This window comes from Streptomyces mobaraensis NBRC 13819 = DSM 40847 (assembly GCF_017916255.1).
In the GTDB taxonomy this organism is placed as follows: domain Bacteria; phylum Actinomycetota; class Actinomycetes; order Streptomycetales; family Streptomycetaceae; genus Streptomyces; species Streptomyces mobaraensis.
Genome location: NZ_CP072827.1, coordinates 3,186,001 through 3,202,576, shown reverse-complemented (window position 1 = coordinate 3,202,576; position 16,576 = coordinate 3,186,001). Strand labels below are relative to the sequence as shown.

Annotated in this window: 13 protein-coding genes; 3 read left to right on the top strand and 10 right to left on the bottom strand. The window is 74.6% G+C overall.

Annotated features, from left to right (window positions below; all coding sequences use genetic code 11):
• The first annotated feature begins 124 nt into the window (after nucleotides 1-124).
• From J7W19_RS13390 to J7W19_RS13380, 3 genes are all read left to right on the top strand, one after another.
• A complete protein-coding gene (locus J7W19_RS13390) occupies nucleotides 125-1,996 on the top strand; it encodes an MFS transporter (protein WP_411848834.1) in 1,872 nt (623 codons plus the stop codon).
• 236 nt (nucleotides 1,997-2,232) lie between these two features.
• Nucleotides 2,233-2,778: a hypothetical protein gene (locus tag J7W19_RS13385; RefSeq protein WP_152264767.1), complete on the top strand. Its 546-nt coding sequence runs from the start codon at nucleotides 2,233-2,235 to the stop codon at nucleotides 2,776-2,778.
• A gap of 104 nt (nucleotides 2,779-2,882) precedes the next feature.
• A complete protein-coding gene (locus J7W19_RS13380; protein ID WP_004956146.1) occupies nucleotides 2,883-3,881 on the top strand; it encodes a class F sortase in 999 nt (332 codons plus the stop codon).
• 27 nt (nucleotides 3,882-3,908) lie between these two features.
• Here J7W19_RS13380 and J7W19_RS13375 read toward each other — a convergent pair whose 3' ends face one another.
• The 10 genes from J7W19_RS13375 to J7W19_RS13330 all read right to left on the bottom strand — a co-directional run bounded on the left by J7W19_RS13375 (nucleotide 3,909) and on the right by J7W19_RS13330 (nucleotide 16,420).
• Nucleotides 3,909-4,478 (bottom strand): hypothetical protein, encoded by a 570-nt coding sequence (locus tag J7W19_RS13375; protein ID WP_004956145.1) that lies wholly within the window; start codon nucleotides 4,476-4,478, stop codon nucleotides 3,909-3,911.
• A 42-nt stretch (nucleotides 4,479-4,520) separates the two neighbouring features.
• Nucleotides 4,521-6,446 (bottom strand): DNA helicase RecQ, encoded by a 1,926-nt coding sequence (gene recQ, locus J7W19_RS13370; protein ID WP_004956142.1) that lies wholly within the window; start codon nucleotides 6,444-6,446, stop codon nucleotides 4,521-4,523.
• Nucleotides 6,447-6,622: 176 nt separating this feature from the next.
• Entirely contained in the window at nucleotides 6,623-8,689 is a 2,067-nt protein-coding gene (locus tag J7W19_RS13365) for a restriction endonuclease (RefSeq protein ID WP_210455333.1), read from the bottom strand.
• A 121-nt stretch (nucleotides 8,690-8,810) separates the two neighbouring features.
• The gene (locus J7W19_RS13360; RefSeq protein WP_004954336.1) at nucleotides 8,811-9,554 is read right to left on the bottom strand and encodes a VC0807 family protein; all 744 of its coding nucleotides are present in this window, start codon (nucleotides 9,552-9,554) and stop codon (nucleotides 8,811-8,813) included.
• 149 nt (nucleotides 9,555-9,703) lie between these two features.
• Nucleotides 9,704-10,930 carry a cytochrome P450 family protein gene (locus J7W19_RS13355; protein ID WP_004954339.1) on the bottom strand — a complete coding sequence of 409 codons (1,227 nt, stop codon included), beginning with the start codon at nucleotides 10,928-10,930 and terminating at the stop codon, nucleotides 9,704-9,706.
• 59 nt (nucleotides 10,931-10,989) lie between these two features.
• The gene (locus J7W19_RS13350; RefSeq protein WP_004954343.1) at nucleotides 10,990-12,504 is read right to left on the bottom strand and encodes a cytochrome P450; all 1,515 of its coding nucleotides are present in this window, start codon (nucleotides 12,502-12,504) and stop codon (nucleotides 10,990-10,992) included.
• Nucleotides 12,501-13,106, bottom strand: coding sequence for a GTP-binding protein (locus J7W19_RS13345; protein WP_004954345.1), 606 nt, complete (start codon nucleotides 13,104-13,106; stop codon nucleotides 12,501-12,503). Before J7W19_RS13345 ends, J7W19_RS13350 begins: the two co-directional genes overlap by 4 nt.
• Nucleotides 13,087-13,500, bottom strand: a complete 414-nt coding sequence (locus tag J7W19_RS13340; protein WP_040892516.1) for a DUF742 domain-containing protein — start codon at nucleotides 13,498-13,500, stop codon at nucleotides 13,087-13,089. The genes J7W19_RS13345 and J7W19_RS13340 overlap by 20 nt, the downstream gene beginning before the upstream one ends.
• Nucleotides 13,497-13,901, bottom strand: a complete 405-nt coding sequence (locus J7W19_RS13335; protein WP_004954351.1) for a roadblock/LC7 domain-containing protein — start codon at nucleotides 13,899-13,901, stop codon at nucleotides 13,497-13,499. The genes J7W19_RS13340 and J7W19_RS13335 overlap by 4 nt, the downstream gene beginning before the upstream one ends.
• A complete protein-coding gene (locus tag J7W19_RS13330) occupies nucleotides 13,898-16,420 on the bottom strand; it encodes an ATP-binding protein (protein WP_004954353.1) in 2,523 nt (840 codons plus the stop codon). Before J7W19_RS13330 ends, J7W19_RS13335 begins: the two co-directional genes overlap by 4 nt.
• Between the last annotated feature and the right edge of the window lie 156 nt (nucleotides 16,421-16,576).

Below are 16,576 nucleotides of genomic sequence, written 5' to 3'. Positions count from 1 at the left end.
GATCCGGGGGCCGCGACGCCGCCCGTGCTAGCGTCGCGCGGGGTCCGCGCAGGTCGCGGGCCCGTCGCGTGCCGGACCCGGGCGCGTACCCGGAGGCACCGGGGCGGCCGGGGCATGCGGGAAGATGGGGGAAGACCTCGGGGAGACGGGGAGAGCCGCAGTGACCACCGTGGGCCCGGCGCGGGCCGGGAAAACCGAAGGACAGGCAGGCGCCGCACTGGCAGGGGCGGGCGCCGCTCCGGCGCGCCCCGGCGCGTGGCCGCGGGCCCGCGCGGTGCTCACCGGCACCGTGCCGGTCACCCTGTTCGTGGCCGCGGTGCTGCACGTGGTGTGGCGGTTCGTCTTCGCCAACAGCGGCGGCGACCTCGCGGCGCAGGACGCCTGGGCCGAGTTCGCGCTCCAGCACCCGACCTCCGCGTACAACCTCGCCTGGTACGGCGGCATGCACCCCGTCTCGTACAGCGTGATCTCGCCGTACCTGATGGCGCAGCTCGGCGTGCGGCCCACGATGATGATCGCGGGCACCGTCGCGTCCGGGCTGATCGCGCTGCTGCTGGTGCGGAGCAAGGCCGTCCGGCGGCCGCTGTGGCCGTCGCTGTACGGCGCCTTCGCGCTGGTCTGCAACGCGATCTCCGGGCGGGTGACGTTCGCGCTGGGCTCCATGTTCGGCCTGGCGGCGGTGGCCGTGATATTCGCCTGGCCGACCCGCTGGCGCGCCGAGCGCCGGTACCGCTGGCCGCGGGCGCTGATCGCCGCACTGATGGCGGGCCTGGCGACGGCGTCCAGCCCGGTGGCGGGCCTCTTCGTGGGCATAGTGGCCGCCGCGCTGTGGCTGAGCAGGCGCCGTGCCGCCTCCTACTCGCTGGGCCTGGCACCGGTCGCGGTGGTGGGCCTGTCGGCCTGGCTCTTCCCGTTCTCCGGGCAGCAGCCGATGGACGTCCCCTCGACGGTCCTGCCGCTGCTCTCGGGCGCCTTCGCGCTCGCCTTCGCCCCGCGTTCCTGGCGGACGGTCCGGATGACGGCGGGGCTGTACATCGTCGGCGTGATACTGGTGTGGCTGATCCCCTCCCAGATCGGCACCAACATCGCCCGGCTCGGCATGATCTTCGGCGGCGTGGTACTGCTCGCCGCCCTGCAGGAGGCCGAGGTGCCCCCGCGGGCCCAGTGGCTGCGCGCGGGCCGGATGTGGACCGCGACCGTCCTGGGGCTGGTCACGGTGACCGTCTGGCAGGTGGTGAACTCCACCGCCGACATCATCAACACCACCCCCGCCGCCTCCTGGGCGCGCGAGATGGCCCCCCTCGTGGACCGGCTGCAGAAGGTCGACGCCGACCGCGGCCGGGTCGAGGTCGTCCCCGCCCGCAGCCACCGCGAGGCGTCCGCCCTCGCCCCGTACGTCAACCTGGCGCGCGGCTGGAACCGGCAGGCCGACATGAAGCGGAACCCCGTCTTCTACAAGGAGGGCCTGCTCAACCCGCAGAGCTACCGCACCTGGCTCGACCGCTGGGCCGTGCACTACGTGGTCCTGCCGATCGGCGAGCCCGACCACGCCGCCGTCAAGGAGGCCGAGCTCGTCGGCAAGGGCCAGCCCTACCTCGACGAGGTCTGGTCCGACGCCAACTGGCGCCTCTTCGCCGTCAAGAACCCGACGCCGCTCGCCGCGCCCCCGGCGGAGGTGCTCCGCGCCGACGCCGACGAGCTCTCCCTCACCGTCCGCTCCGCCGGCCCCGTCCTCATCCGCATCCCCTACACGCCCTGGCTGGGCCTGGTGGACGAGTCCGGCAAGCCCGTCGAGCCGCCGAAGGCCGGCCCCGACGGGGGGCCGCCGGTGAACGAACGCGGCTGCCTCACCAAGAAGGTCGAGCAGCCGCCGGGCGAGGACGACCCCGAGGACGACTGGACGGTGCTGCACGCGCCGCACCCCGGTACGTACCGCATCGGCGCGCCCTACAAGCTGCCGCGCGGGACGGGCTGCCCCGACGACATGGCGCCGTAGCGGCGGACCGGTAGCAGCGGCCACCGGCCCGGCGCGCACGCCGCGCCGGTGGTGTGCCCCGTACGGCGGACGGCCGTCACCCGATCGTCCGCAACCGGCACCGGCCACCGGAGATCACCCGTTCGTCGTCGCGCGGCGTGCGGCACCGGCCACGGACCGTTTCGCTCGGAAGTGCGCGGAACCTCCCACCTGCTGCGGCACATCGGTGTGCCGCGTCCGCGCACGGAGGAACGAGCATGCGTACTGCACGAGTGCTGGCCGGAGCCGTCCTGACCATAGCCGTCGCCGGGCTGCCCTGCGCCCCCGCCTTCGCCGGGGACTTCGACAAGCTGGAGATCGAACCGGGCACCGCGTCGCCGGGTGCGACGGTCACGGTGAGCACGCTCGCCTGCGGCAAGCACGGCATGGGCTCCGGTGACGCGAGCGCCGTCGGCGGTCCCTCGGCGTTCGAGCTCAAGCCGGGCACCCACAAGGAGCTGGTGGTCGGCCAGTTCAATGTGCCGGAGGCGGCCAAGGCCGGTACCTACGGCATCGGTGTGAAGTGCAAGAACGGCAAGGAAGCCACCGGCGACCTGGTCGTCACCACCGGCTCGCCGTCCTCCGCCCCCGCCAAGCCCGGCAAGCCGGCCACCCCGCCGAAGGGCGGCATGCGGACCGGCGCCGGCGGTACGAGCGAGGGCTCCGGCACGGCAGAGATCATCGCGGGCGCGTCCGTGCTGGGCGCCGCCGCGGTGGGCGGCACCTGGTTCCTGCGCCGTCGCGCGGGCACCGACCGGGCCTGAGGGCCCGTTCCGCCCGCCGGTTCCCGGCCCCGAGGCGGGCCGGGGACCGGCGGGACGGCCGGGGGGACCGCCGTACATCCGCCGGTGGAGGACGGTGACACCTGATGCTCCGGACGACGCGCGCCGCGCTCTCCGCACTCGTCAGCCGGCTCGGCACCCGGCCCGTGGCCGCCGCCGTGCTCGTCGCGGCCGGCCTGTTCTCCGGCTGCTGGCTGATAGACAGCGGGTCCCGGGCCGCCGCCCCGCCGCCGCAGCCCTCCCGGGCCGAGGCGTTCCCCGCGGGCGGGGCGGGCGCCCTGGCCCCGCACCGCCGCGACCCACTGATCCGGCCGCTGCCGCCCGTCACCCCGGTCCGGGTGCGCATCCCCGAGATCAAGGTCGACGCCCCGCTGCGCGGGCTCCGGCTGCTGCCGGACGGCAGCCTCGCCAGCCCGCCGCAGGACGACAAGAACCTCGCCGGCTGGTACGAGGCCGGCACCGCGCCCGGCGCCATCGGCACCGCGGTCGTCGCCGGCCACGTGGACACGCCGACCGGGCCGGCCGTCTTCTACAACCTCGGGGCCCTGAAGAAGAAGGACCTCGTCGAGATCGTCCGCGCCGACGGGCGCACGGCGGTGTTCACCATCGACGCGATCGAGGTGTACGACCGGGGGGACTTCCCGTCCCGGAAGGTGTACGGGGCCTCGGGGCGGGCCGAGTTGCGGGTGATCACGTGCGGGGGAGGGTTCTCGGAGGAGCGCCACGCGTATCTGGGGAACGTGGTGGTGTACGCGCACCTCGCGAAGGTCGTCGAGGCACGGGGCGGGCGGGGGAGCGCCGGGGCCGGACCGTCGCCGTCGTCCTCCCCTTCGCCTCCTGCGTCTCCTTCCTGGGCTTCTCCGTCCCCGTCCGCTTCCTCCCCGCCTTCGCCCTCCTCCGCGCCCGCGCGGGTGGCCGGTCCGGCGGTGCGGCAGGCCGGGCCGTCGCGGGCGCCGTCACCGGCGCGGTCGGCGTCGCCGAGGGCGGGCGGCCACCGAGGCGGTGCCGGCGGTTCCGGCAAGCCGACCTCGTCCGCCGGCTCGTCCGCCGGACCCGTCAAGTCCAGTAATTCCGCACCTCGTTGAGGTGGTGAGCGGGGGCGGTCGGGGCTGTCACCGGTGGGCCCGCTCCCGGTTCGCCCGCTCGCGCCGCACCGCCACCTCGTCGGCCGTCAGCGGGGCGCGGATGGCGTACACGTCACCGACCCGCAGATCGCCCGGGGTGCGGTATTCGCCGTGCAGGCCGATGACGGAGATGCCCACCCCCGACTCCGGTTGCCAGAACGTGCGGTAGTACGGCGCGTTGGCGGGATCCTCGGGTATCTCCACCAGCGGCACCCCGCGCCGCCCCAGCAGTCGGCGGAGTTTGTCGAAGCGGAGCCGGGGAGTGAAGCGCCCGTACCGCTCCCGGAGCACCGGCTCCAGGAACTCCCGCCTCCGGTGGGTCAGTCGGTGCACCTGGAGGGCGAAGTGGTGCCCTTCCCACGGGCCTTCGGCCGACGCGCGGGTCCAGTGGAACTCGACGAGGCCGTGGTCCCGGCACAGGCCGTACGCGTACGCGTTGTCGCCGAAGTCCGCGCCGAGGACCTCGGCGACGCGCTCGGGGGAGTCCTCCGGGCGCAGGCCGAGCACGGTTCCGGTGGTGACGACGTCCACGTAGAACGCCAGCGAGTAGGGCGTCACTTGGCTGCTCTCCAGTGCGGTGGCCGGTGCGGGGTCGGGGCGTCAGTCCGTCGTCGCCATCGCTGTTTCCCCCTCGCTCCCCTCCGGGGCGCCCAGCGCCTTGAGGACCTCCAGGATCTGCTCCCCGTACTTCACCAGCTTGTTCTCACCCACGCCGTTGACGGCCGCAAGGCCGTCCAGCGAGTCGGGCAGGGCCGTCGCGATCTCCCGCAGTGTCGCGTCGTGGAAGATGACGTACGCGGGCACGCCCTGCTCCTTGGCCGTGGCGGCGCGCCAGGCGCGGAGCTCCTCGAAGACCGGCACCGCCGCCGACGGCAGCTCCGCGACCGCCGCGCGGCTGCCCGACCGGCCGCCGCCACCGCCGGACGCGGACTTCGTCCGGGCCGCCTTCCGCTCCGGCTCCCGCCGCAGCAGCACCTGGCGCCGGCCGCCGAGCACGTCTCCGCTGGCGTCGGTGAGGACGAGCGTGCCGTACTCGCCCTCCACCGCGAGCAGCCCCTCGGCCAGCAACTGCCGCACCACGCCCCGCCATTCGACGGCACTGAGCTCCGTGCCGATGCCGAAGACGGTGAGCTGGTCATGGTCGAACTGGATGACCTTGGCGGTGCGCTTGCCGAGCAGGATGTCGATGATCTGGCCCGCGCCGAACTTCTGGCGGCGCTCGCGGGCCAGCCGGAAGACCGCCGAGAGGAACTTCTGGGCGGCGATCGTGCCGTCCCAGGTGACGGGCGGCGTCAGACAGGTGTCGCAGTTGCCGCACGGCTCGCCGTGCTGGCCGAAGTAGGCCAGCAGCCGGACACGGCGGCATTCCACCGTCTCGCACAGCGCGAGCATCGCCTCCAGGTGGGAGGCCAGCCGCCGGCGGTGCGCCTCGTCGCCCTCCGAGCCGTCGATCATCTTCCGCTGCTGGACGACGTCCTGGAGGCCGTACGCCAGCCAGGCGGTGGACGGCAGGCCGTCGCGTCCGGCGCGGCCGGTCTCCTGGTAGTAGCCCTCGACGGACTTCGGCAGGTCCAGGTGGGCCACGAAGCGGACGTCCGGCTTGTCGATGCCCATGCCGAAGGCGATCGTGGCGACCATCACCAGGCCGTCCTCCCGCAGGAAGCGCGCCTGGTTGGCGGCGCGGACCCGGGCGTCCAGGCCCGCGTGGTACGGCAGCGCCTCGACGCCCTCTCGCACCAGGAACGCGGCCGTGTCCTCGACGCTCTTGCGGGACAGGCAGTAGACGACGCCCGCGTCGCCCGCGTGCTCGCCCCGGATCAGCTCCAGGAGCTGGCGGCGCGGCTCGTTCTTCTGCACGATGCGGTACTGGATGTTGGGCCGGTCGAAGCTCGCCACGAAGTGACGGGCGTCACCGAGCCGCAACCGCGCGGCGATCTCCCGGCGGGTGGCGTCCGTCGCGGTCGCGGTCAGCGCGATGCGCGGCACGTCGGGCCAGCGCTCGTGCAGCGCGGACAGGGCCAGGTAGTCGGGCCGGAAGTCGTGGCCCCACTGGGCGACGCAGTGCGCCTCGTCGATCGCGAAGACCGAGACCTTGCCCCGGTCCAGCAGGCTCATCGTCGATTCCAGGCGCAGCCGCTCGGGGGCGAGGTAGAGCACGTCCAGCTCGCCCGCGAGGAACTCGGCCTCGACCATGCGGCGCTCGTCGAGGTCCTGCGTCGAGTTCAGGAAGCCCGCGCGGACGCCGAGCGCGCGGAGCGCGTCCACCTGGTCCTGCATCAAGGCGATCAGCGGCGAGACGACCACCCCGACACCCGGTCTGACCAGGGCGGGAATCTGGTAGCAGAGCGACTTGCCGCCGCCCGTGGGCATCAGGACGAGCGCGTCGCCGCCCGCGACGACATGCTCGATGATCTCTTCCTGCGCCCCGCGGAACGCGTCGTAACCGAAGACGCGGCGCAGGACACCCAGCGCCTCGCTCGACGCTTCGGGCTCACGGATCGCGGTGGTTTCGGTGGGGTCGGCCATTCGGGCAGTCTACGAGGAACGCCGGAGCCGAGCGGGTGATCAAGGAAGCCTGTGGATGGCGGCCCGGTTGTGGACAACTCCGTCACTCACAGGTGTCCCGCCGGGCACCCGGCCGTCTCCGGACCGTCCTACGCCACCTCGATCGGACCGTCTTACGCCACCTCGATCGGACCGTCTTACGCCACCTCGATGCCGTACTCCTGCACCAGCGCTTCCAGGCCCCCCGGATACCCCTTGCCCCCCACCACGAAGTCCCAGTTCCCGCCCGACCGCTTCCGGAACGACCCCAGCACCAGCGCCGTCTCGCCCGGCCGGCCGTCCGAGACCTCCAGCTGCCCGAGCTCCGCGCCCGCCGCGTCCGAGAGCCGTATCCGGGCGTCGGTGAAGCGGGAGAGGTCGGCCTCCGGGTTGACCTCGGGGTCTATGGCCGCCGCCAGCACCAGCCGGTCCGCCGGCTCGGGGAGCGCGTCGAAGGCCACCCGCAGCGCCGCCTTGTCCCCGGGCAGCGGCTCGACCGACCGCACGGTGCCGTCGGGGGTGCGGGGGTTGTTGTAGAAGACGAAGTGGTCCTCGCTCAGGACGCGGGAGCCGCGGCAGACCAGGGCGCAGACGTCCAGGGCCACGCCGCCGGACCAGGACATGCCCAGCACGTTGTGGTCGGCGGGTTCCGCGGCATCCGTGCCGGGAGCCGCCGGAGCTGCCGCGGGGGACGCCGTCCCGCCGTCCGCCGGTCCCAGCCGCCCCCGCAGCCCGTGCTGCGCCAGCAGCCCCACCAGCTCCTCGCCGTTCACCAGCGTCAGCGGCTTGCCGTTCGCGAACGCGTACGAGCCGGGCCCGAACCGGGACGTCGTCACCAGGACGCCCTTGTTGGCCCCCGCCCCCTGCACCGTCCCGAACAGATCCCGGACGGCCGTCGGGGGCACCGTCTTCCGGTACCGCTTCACCTGCACGATGATCCGGCCGCCGCTGATCGGGTCCGGGTCCAGCGCCTCGACGTCCACCCCGCCGTCGTTCGACCGGGTCGTCATCACCGCCCGCATGCCGCGCGCCCGGAACAGCTCCGCGACCAGCGCCTCGAACTCCACCGGGTCCATCTCGAACAGGTCCGGGTCGCCGTCCTCCCCGCCGCCGTGCGACACCACGCCCCGGCCGACCTCGTCGGGCGTCCGCTCGGCCCGGACGGCCGTCCGCTGGTCGGGCCGCGCCGACAGCCGGCCCCCCAGCCCGTCCACCAGGCAGTCCGGCGCGCTCACCTGCTCCAGGTGCAGTCGCCCGAACGCCGCCCGGTCCACCGTGACCGCTGCCAGCACCAGCCGCGCCCGGCGGCCCGTCGCCGGATCGTGGTCGTCCACGAAACCGTTGACGACGACGGACTCCAGCGTCCCGAACTCGTCCGCCGCGAACAGCTCCCGCACCGCCAGCAGCACACACTGCGCCACCACGTCCCGGTACAGCGCCCTGCGCTGCGTCACCGGACGGGCCGTCTCCTTCTCCTGGTCGGCGGTCGGCATATAGCGCACCGACTTCACCTCGGGCACCACGTCGAACCCCGGCAGCTCCCACTCCAGGACCAGCTGCCGCGCCCCCGGGTCGTAGGCGGCGGACACCTGGTGCGGGAACTCCTCCGGCCAGGCCGACGACGCGTACAGCGCCGCCGAGAAGTACTCCACCACCGCGTCCGGATCACCCGCCCGCAAGGCCGCCACCAGCTCCGCGACGCCCGCGTTGTGCTGCCGCACCTGCGCCAGCCGGGCCGCCGCCCACTGGTCGTACTGCTGCCGGTAGGCGGCCAGCTGCCGCTGCCGCAGCGCCTCCGCCTCCTGCGCCGCCCGCAGGTCGCGCTCGTACTGCGACCGCCGCCCGAACCCGTACCGCGCCGGATCCGGCAGCGGCGCCGGCACCCCCAGGTGGCCCGGGTTGAAGGGCTCCAGCGCCTCCGGCTCCGTCAGCCGCGCCGCCGAGAACGCGGGCGCCGCGCACCCGGTGCGCAGCAGCCCCTCCAGCTCCGCGACCCGGGCCTCCAGCTCCTCCGTCCGCCGCCGCGCCTCCGCCTCCCGCGCCTGCCGGTAGGCCGCCCGCCGCTCCCGGTCCAGCCGCGCCGCCTCCCGCTCGGCCGCCCGCTGCGCCCGCTCCCGCTCCCGCTGCTCCTGCACCTGGGCCCGGTGCCGGAGCTCCTGCTGCCGGTTCTGCGCGCGCTGGGTCTCCGCCCAGATGCCTATCAGCCCGTTGGAGCGACGAGTCATGGCGGATTCAGCCCTCCCCCCGAGACCGATCCGTCCCGGAACCGCGATACGTACTGGCTCCATGACCAGCGGTGACCCGTCAACTCTAGTCGCGGCGGCTTGCGATCGGACTGGCGGTCCGTCAGGCGTGGGGCACCGCTTCGAGCTCCGCCGCCTCGGCGTCCAGCAGCTCCTCCATCGGGCCCACGCCCACCGCGCCGCCCACCACGATGCCCACCGCGATGGCGCCCAGCAGCATCACCGTCGAACCCCAGGAGGCCATGACGTCGACGGGCAGCGTGTAGGCGCCGATCACGCGGGCCGCGCACTCGGTGAGGAGTGCCACGCCCCAGACGGCGCTGTAGCGGCGCTCCAGGGTCCGGAAGCGGGCGTTCCGCGACGTCAGGCGGTCCCAGGCGGCGGCCTTCGCCGAACTGCCCTTGACCAGCATGGGCTTGAGGCCGGCCGTCATCAGGGACGTGCCCCGGACGGCGGACCAGAGGATCGCGCCGCCGACGAAGCTGCTGATGACCGAGTCCTTGGCGATCATCAGTCGGGCGTCACCGGTGGCGAAACTCAGCACCATGGAGAGGACGTTGACCACCAGCATCACACCGGCCAGCCCGTTCACCGTCCGCTCGCGCACCACGCCGACGACGGTGCGGACGGCGGGCACCACGCTGCTGAGGGCCAGGGAGAGGACGAGGCCCAGCCCGAAGCCGTCGTGCAGCAGGTAGTAGCCGCCCAGCGGCACGGCGACGTCCAGCAGCAGCGGCTTGAAGGCGGTGACGAGCGGGTGCTCCTCGCGCGCCGGGGCCGCGGTCGCGGTCGCGGTCACGGGGGTGGTGGCGGTGGCGGTGGCGGGCTGGGCCGTTGCCTGCGACATGCTTGCTGCTCCTGGGCTGGTCCCGGGACGTTCCCGGGGTGCTGATCACAGCCTCGCGGAACGGGGGTGCCCGGCGGCAGGGCCGGGTGTGGGGGATCGGGCAGGACGAATGTCATGGGTAGGCCCCGCGCCTCACCCCCTGGGGCTGCTCAGCCGCGCAGGACCGGCAGGGTTCCGACGCTGTTGCTGATGAAGGACGGAAGCGGTCGGAGCTCCTCCGGGGCGGTGGCCAGGGAGAGGCCGGGGAAGCGGGTGAAGAGGGCCGGGAGGGCGGTCTCGGCCTGCAGCCGGGCCAGCGCGGCGCCGACGCAGAAGTGGGCGCCGTGCCCGAAGGTGAGGTGGCGCTTGTTCTCGCGCCCGGTGTCGAAGTCCTCCGCCGTCGGCCCGTACTGCTCCGGGTCCCGGCCCGCCGCCACGTACGAGGCGAGGATCGCGTCGCCGCGCCGGATCACCGCGCCCTCCAGCGGGATGTCCTCCTTGGCGTAGCGCATCGGGAAGTGGCCGACGGGCGAGTCCCAGCGCAGCGTCTCCTCGACCACCGACGACCAGGGCAGCTCGCCGGCGCGGACGCGGGCCAGTTGCTCGGGGTGGGTGAGCAGGGCGCGCACCGCGTTGGTGACGAGGTTGAGGGTGGTGCCGTGGCCCGCGACGAGCATGAGCAGGAGGGTGCCGATGAGCTCCTCTTCGGAGAGCCGGTCGGCGTCCTCGCGGGCGGCGATCAGGTCGCTGATGATGTCCTCGCCGGGCGCCGCCCGCTTCTCGGCCACCAGCGCGGCGAGCAGCGCGAGCAGGCGGCGGCGGGTCGCGACGACCTCGTCGGGCCCGGTCGCGCTGCTGGTCAGGCTGGCGGAGAGGGCCCGGAACTCGTCGTACCGCTCCTCCGGGACGCCGAGCAGGTCGCCGATTGTCCGCATGGCCAGCGGGTAGGCGAACAGCGCTCGTACGTCCACCGGGCCGGGCGGCTGCGCGGCGAGCCGGTCCAGCAGCCGCTCCACGTTCGCCTCGACGGGCGCGCGCATCCCGGCGATGCGCCGGGGCGTGAACGCCTGCGTGACCAGGGTGCGCAGCCGCCGGTGGTCGTCGCCGTCGGCGGTCACCATGCCCGCCGGCGCCACGAAGTTGATCAGCGGCCACCCCTCGTGCACCGAACCGTCGCGCAACAGCGTCCAGTTGACCGGGTCCTTGACGACGCGCGGGTCGGTGAGCAGCTCGCGCAGCAGCCGGTGGCGGGTGACCACCCAGGCGGGTATCCCGTCCGGCAGCTCGACGCGGACGACGGGTCCGGCGTCACGCAGCCGCCGGATCTCCCCGTGGAGGTCGGCTCCGGTCACGTCCAGGCGGAAGGGCGGTGCGTCGTCGGTGCGGGTGTCGTCCATGGCGTGCCTCCAGCGGCGGCTGTGGGGTGTGTGACGGCGGTGCTCGGTACGACGGGGGGTTACGTGAAGGGACTTGGTGGGGCGGTGCTTGGTGCGACGGGGCTTTGCGTGACGGGACTTGGTGTGGCGGTGCTCGGTACGGCCGGGCCCGGCGCCGCGGGGCCCGGTGCGACCGGGCTGAAGCGCACGGGCAGGGCGGTGAGGGCGCGGGCCCAGGGGGACGGCCGGTAGGACAGCTCCCCGGCGGGCACCGCGAGCCGGATGTCGGGCAGGCGGTGGACGAGGGTGTCGACGGCGGTGTGGGCGATCACCCGGGCCTGGTCGCGGGCCGGGCAGGTGTGCGGGCCCGCGCCGAACGCCAGGTGGGAACGGTTGCCCGGAACGATCTGCCCGTCCGGCGGCAGTACGGCGGGATCGTGGTTGGCGGCGGCGAGGCCGAGCAGCAGCGCGTCGCCCTCGCGTACGTACCGCCCGCCGAAGCGCAGGTCGCGGGTGGCGTACCGGCCCGGGAAGTTCTGCACCGGCGCGTCCCGCCACAGCACCTCGTCGAGGGCCGCGTCCACGGTGAGCCGGCCGCCGGTGACATGGGTGCGGAAGCGGGCGTCGGTGAGCAGCAGCCGGATCGTCGCCGCCGTCCAGTTGGCGGCGGGTCCGTTGCCCGCGACGATGATGACGGCCAGGTGGTGCAGGACCTCCTCGGGCGACAGGCCCTCGGGGTGCGCGAGCAGCCAGGAGGTGAGGTCGTCGCCCGGCTCGGCCAGCTTGCGGTGCACCAGGTCGCCGAGGATCCGCTGGAGTGCCTGGTTGGCGGCGGTCGCCTCCGGGCCGCTGTCCACCATTCCGCGCACGGCGGCGATCAGTTCGGGCGCGACGTCGTCGGACAGTCCGAGCATCCGGGAGGCGGCCCACAGCGGCAGCTGCATCGCGTACTCGGCCAGGAGGTCGGCCTCGCCGCGCGGGGCGATCGCGTCCAGGAGCATGTTCGAAAGCTGGGCGATGCTGCGGCGCAGCCGGTGCTGGTCGAGGCGGGCGAAGCCGTCGTTCACCGCGCGGTAGAGCCGGCGGTGCTCGGGCCCGTCGGCGAACAGCACGGTCGGCCGGTAGCCCATCATCGGCAGCAGCGGCGAGTCGGGCCGCACCAGCCCCTCGCGCAACGCCCGCCAGCGGCGCGAGTCGTGCGAGAAGCACTCCTCGTTGCGGGTGACCTCCAGCAGCTCCCGGTAGCCGATCACCAGCCAGGCCGGGACACCCGGTTCCAACTCGACGGGGACGACCGGGCCGTGCTCGCGGCGAAGGCGCTCGTAGAGGGCGTGGGTGTCGCCGGTGAGGACCTCGCCGTAGAGGGCGGCGGCGGGGGACGGGCTCCCGGCTGCGGCCTGGTGGGCCGGGCAGCCGGGCGGGGGCGGTGGGACGGACGGGGGGTGCGCCGGAGGGGGCGGGGCGCCGGGGATGCCCGAGGCTGACTGGGCGTCCCCGGCGTGGTGGTGGGGCTGTCGGTGCTGCTGGTGCTGTTGGGCACCCGGTGTGTTCGGCGTATTCGGTGTGTTGGGTGTGTTCGGTATCGGTGCGGTCATGACGCCGGTGCCTCCAGCGACGCGGCGGCGGCCGTGTACAGGTGGTCGACGAGCGTGACCAGCGCCCGCGCGCTCGACGCCCGGTCGCGGGCGTCGCAGAGCATCACCGGGGTGTCCGGCAGCAGGTCCAGCGCTTCCCGCAGTTCCTCCGCCGGGTACACCGGCGCGTCCGGGAACGCGTTGGCGGCGACGGCGAACGGGACGCCCAGGTCCTCCAGGTGCCCGAGCACGTCGAAACTCGCCTCCAGCCGGCGCGTGTCGATCAGCGCGAGCGCCCCGAGCGCGCCGTGCGTCAGATGCCGCCACAGCGGGAAGAAACGCGGCTGGCCGGGGGTGCCGAAGAGGTAGAGGACCCGTCGCCGGTTGAGGGTGATCCGCCCGAAGTCCATGGCCACGGTGGTGGTGGCCTTGCCCGGCAGCACGTCGTCCACGCCCTGCCCGGCCTGCGTCATGGTCTCCTCGGTGCGCAGCGGCGGGATCTCGCTGAGCGAGCCGATGAGCGTCGTCTTGCCGACGCCCAGCGGGCCGGCGATGACGATCTTCACGGACGTGCGCACGGTCGGGGGAAGGTAGCGGCCGCCCTCAGAGTTGGCGGAGTCCATCGAGTACCTCTTTCAGCAGGGCGGGATCGTGCCGGTCGGCGGCCGTGACCGGGGGACGGGCGACGACCAGGCCGGCGTCGAGCAGGTCGGCGAGCAGCACCTTGATCACCGCGACCGGCTGGCGCAGATGGGCGGCGACCTCCGCCACGGACAGCAGCCGGACGCAGAGGTCCAGGATCGCGGCGCACTCCGGACTGAGGTCGGCCGCGTGCTCACCGGCGGCTGCGGCGGCGCCGGTTGCCGTGGTGGCCTCAGTGGCTCCGGTGCTTTCCGCCCCGGTGCTTCCGGCGGCCACCACCAGGGTCTCCAGCGCGAGGGTGTCCCGGGAAGGGGCCACTCGGCCGCCGGTGATCACATAGGGGCGTACCGGCCCCGCGCCGGTCGCGCCGCTCACGGAGTGGCGGTACGGGTGCGGGGCGGGCTGCTGAGGTGCTGCCCTATGCGCACCACCATGTGCTGCATCTCCCGCGCGACCAGCCCGGCGTCCACGTCCGCCGCCGTGGCCACGGCCAGCGAGGCGCCCGGCCCGGCGGCCACCAGGAACAGGAAACCGCCGTCGAACTCCACCATCACCTGCCGCGGCGCGCTCCCGTCGCCGGCGAGCTGCGCGGCGGCCTCGTGGCCGAGCGAGAGCAGGCCGGAACAGATCGCCGAGAGGCGGTCCGCGTCATCGGTGGATATGTCGGGCGAACCGGCCAGCCGCAGCCCGTCGCGGGACACCACGAGCGCGTGCCGCACCGCGGGCACCCGCAGGATGTCGGCGAGCAGCCACTCCAGATTCCCGTTCGTACTCAACGCGATTCCCTTTCGCTGTCGTTCGGCTCACGGGGCCGCGCCGGCTCTGCCGCTTCCGCTTCCGCTTCCACATCCGCTGGGTCCGTGGCGTCCGCTGGGTCCGTGGCGTTTGCCGGGTCTGCGGCGTTCGCCGGGGGCGCCGGACGCGCCCGCCCCACCGGAGCCGCCGCTTCCGCCGGGCGGGCGGGGGCTGTCGGGCGGGCCGGATCGGTCGAGCCGACGGAGTCCGGCGGGCTTGCTGAGTCCGGCAGGTCGATGGTGTCCGGCTGCGCGACGGAGTCCGGCTGCCCGAGAGCGTCCGGCAGTCCGACGGCGTTCGGCTTCCCGGGGGTGCCCGGCAGCTCGGCGGGATCCGCCGGGTCGTCGAGCCCCCATGCTCCGGCGGGAGTCTCCGCCCTCACACCATCCGCCGAAGCGCCAGCGCAGGCCGATGCGTCAGCAACGGCCGAGGCGTCAGCGCCCGCCGAAACGCCGGCATCCGCCGAGGCGTCAACATCCGCCCACAGGGCGGAATCCGCTCCCGCTCGCACGGCAGCTCCTTCCCCTGCGGCAGTATCCGACGGGCCGACCGGACCGGTGGCCTCCGCCGCCATTGTGGCCTGTGGCGTCCGGGGGGTCGGCGCCGCCTCCACCTCTCCACCGGCCACGGCCTGCGCGGATGCCGCGCCGGGAGCCGCCGGCGGCGCCTGTGGGGGCACCTCGGCGGGGATCTCCGCTGCCGTCTTCGCTGCCGGCTCCGCTTCCGGAACCCCGGAGGACGGCCCGGCCGCCGGAGTGCCCACCGCCGCCCGTGCGCTCCCGCCCACGCCGTTCCCGGCAGCCGCCTCCGCCGCCTCCTCGCGCCCCAGCCGGGTACCGGCCTGCAGGCTGCTCATGAAGGCCGCGGCCTGCTGCGGCGACCGGACGGGCTCCGGGCCCCGCGTCGCGGACGCCGAAGCCGCCGAACGCCGAGGTGCCGGCCCCTGCGAGGGCCCGTGGGCGTGAGCCGGACCCGCCACCCGGCGGCTGCGCCGGCGCGGGAGCCCACCGCGCGTCATCGCCGCGGCCTCCGCGGCCTCCGCGGCCCCGGCGGCCGGAACGCCGGGGTGGCGCGGTTCCGTACCGTGCCCGACGGCACCGTCCGTCTCCGGACCGGCGACGGCGCGCGAGGCGTACCCGTCGCGCGCCCCGGCCGCGTACCCGCCCGGCACCCCGGCGTCGTACCCGTGTCGCATCTCGGTGCCACCGGCATCGTCCTGACGCGGCATCGCCTCAGGCGGCATGTGCTCGCGCGGCGCGTCCCACGCCGGAGCGGCGTCACCAGGCGAGGCCGAAGGTGTCGCGGACGCCGACGGAACGCCCGCGTCCGCCGGCGCGGCCGTCCCCGCCCCCGGCGCGTACCCGTGCGCGTCCCGCCGCGCCCGGCGCCGTTCCGCCTGTTCCCGTTCGGCCTGTTCCCGCAGCCCGGGCGCGCGCGGGGGCGCCGGGGTGGCCGGGGTCGTCGGCCCCTGGGTGAGCAGGGCGGACGGGACGAGGACGACGGCCCGTACGCCGCCGTACGCCGACGGCGAGTCCAGCTTCACCGAGAACCCGTACCGCCGGGCCAGCATGCCCACGGCGGCCAGGCCGAGCTGCGGCTTCGCGCCCAGGCCGCGTCCCTGGGCCGCGGCGCCGCCGCCGAGCCGCACCTCGGCCTCGGCGAGGGCCTGCTCGGTCATCCCCAGCCCGCCGTCGTCGATCTCGATCACGGCGCCGCTGTGCACCGGGCGGATGCCCACCAGCACGGTCACGGTCGGCGGCGAGTAGCGGGTGGCGTTGTCGAGCAGCTCGGCGACCGCGTGGATCAGCGCCTCGACCGCGCGCGGTTCGACGGCGGCGTCCCGCGCGCCCTGGACGCGGACCCGCTGGTACTCCAGGATCCGCGACTGCGCGCCACGCACCACGTCCAGCAGCGAGACCGCGTCGGGCCACTGCCGTCCGGGCCACGCGCCGCACAGCACCTTCATCGTCTGCGCCTGCCGGGCGAGCTGCGCCGCCGCGTGGTCGGCGCGCATCAGACCGGCCATCAGCACCGGGTCCTCGGCGCTCTGTTCCAGCACGTCGAGGCCCTGCTGCTGGGCGAGGGCCATCACCTGGATGCGGTCCGCCATGACCAGGAACGCGGCGCGCCCGGACTCCTCGCGGTCCTTCCGGGTCCGGATGGCCGCCGCCGTTCGCGACAGCAGCGCCTCGTGGCGGGCGGCGAGCGCCGCGGCCTCCGGGTCGCCGTCGGGAACGCCGTACAGCGGCTTCGGAACGTCGGCCTCCGGGACGCCCTCCAGGACCGCGGGCAGCCGGACGTCGACGAGTCGCTCCAACTCGTCCGACCAGGCGCGCTGCCGGTCGGCCAGCCGGGACCCGTACTCCGTGGCGGCGGCCAGCTCCTCGCGCAGCCGCGCGTTCAGGCGCCGGACGCGGATCAGCAGCGGCGCGGCGATCACTGCGGCGGTGGCCGTGCCCGCGGCCAGGCCCAGGGACACGGCCTCCGTTATCGGCATCATCAGACGGTTCCCGGGAGGCGATCTTCAACTGGAGGACGGCCGTCAGCGTACGGGGCGGGGCGGCGGTGGCGGAAGTGTTGGGTGTGTCCTGACGCTTGGTCGAATTTCGGGCGATTCCTCCGCGTCCTCCACGAAAGCACGCCTCGGCGAAGGGGG

Coding starts and splice junctions, on each gene's coding strand:
- J7W19_RS13390 (WP_411848834.1), top strand. CDS start 125: ATGGGGGAAGACCTCGGGGAGACGGGGAGAGCCGCAGTGACCACCGTG.
- J7W19_RS13345 (WP_004954345.1), bottom strand. CDS start 13,106: ATGGACTCCGCCAACTCTGAGGGCGGCCGCTACCTTCCCCCGACCGTG.
- J7W19_RS13380 (WP_004956146.1), top strand. CDS start 2,883: ATGCTCCGGACGACGCGCGCCGCGCTCTCCGCACTCGTCAGCCGGCTC.
- recQ (WP_004956142.1), bottom strand. CDS start 6,446: ATGGCCGACCCCACCGAAACCACCGCGATCCGTGAGCCCGAAGCGTCG.
- J7W19_RS13355 (WP_004954339.1), bottom strand. CDS start 10,930: ATGGACGACACCCGCACCGACGACGCACCGCCCTTCCGCCTGGACGTG.
- J7W19_RS13330 (WP_004954353.1), bottom strand. CDS start 16,420: ATGATGCCGATAACGGAGGCCGTGTCCCTGGGCCTGGCCGCGGGCACG.
- J7W19_RS13365 (WP_210455333.1), bottom strand. CDS start 8,689: ATGACTCGTCGCTCCAACGGGCTGATAGGCATCTGGGCGGAGACCCAG.
- J7W19_RS13350 (WP_004954343.1), bottom strand. CDS start 12,504: ATGACCGCACCGATACCGAACACACCCAACACACCGAATACGCCGAAC.
- J7W19_RS13360 (WP_004954336.1), bottom strand. CDS start 9,554: ATGTCGCAGGCAACGGCCCAGCCCGCCACCGCCACCGCCACCACCCCC.
- J7W19_RS13385 (WP_152264767.1), top strand. CDS start 2,233: ATGCGTACTGCACGAGTGCTGGCCGGAGCCGTCCTGACCATAGCCGTC.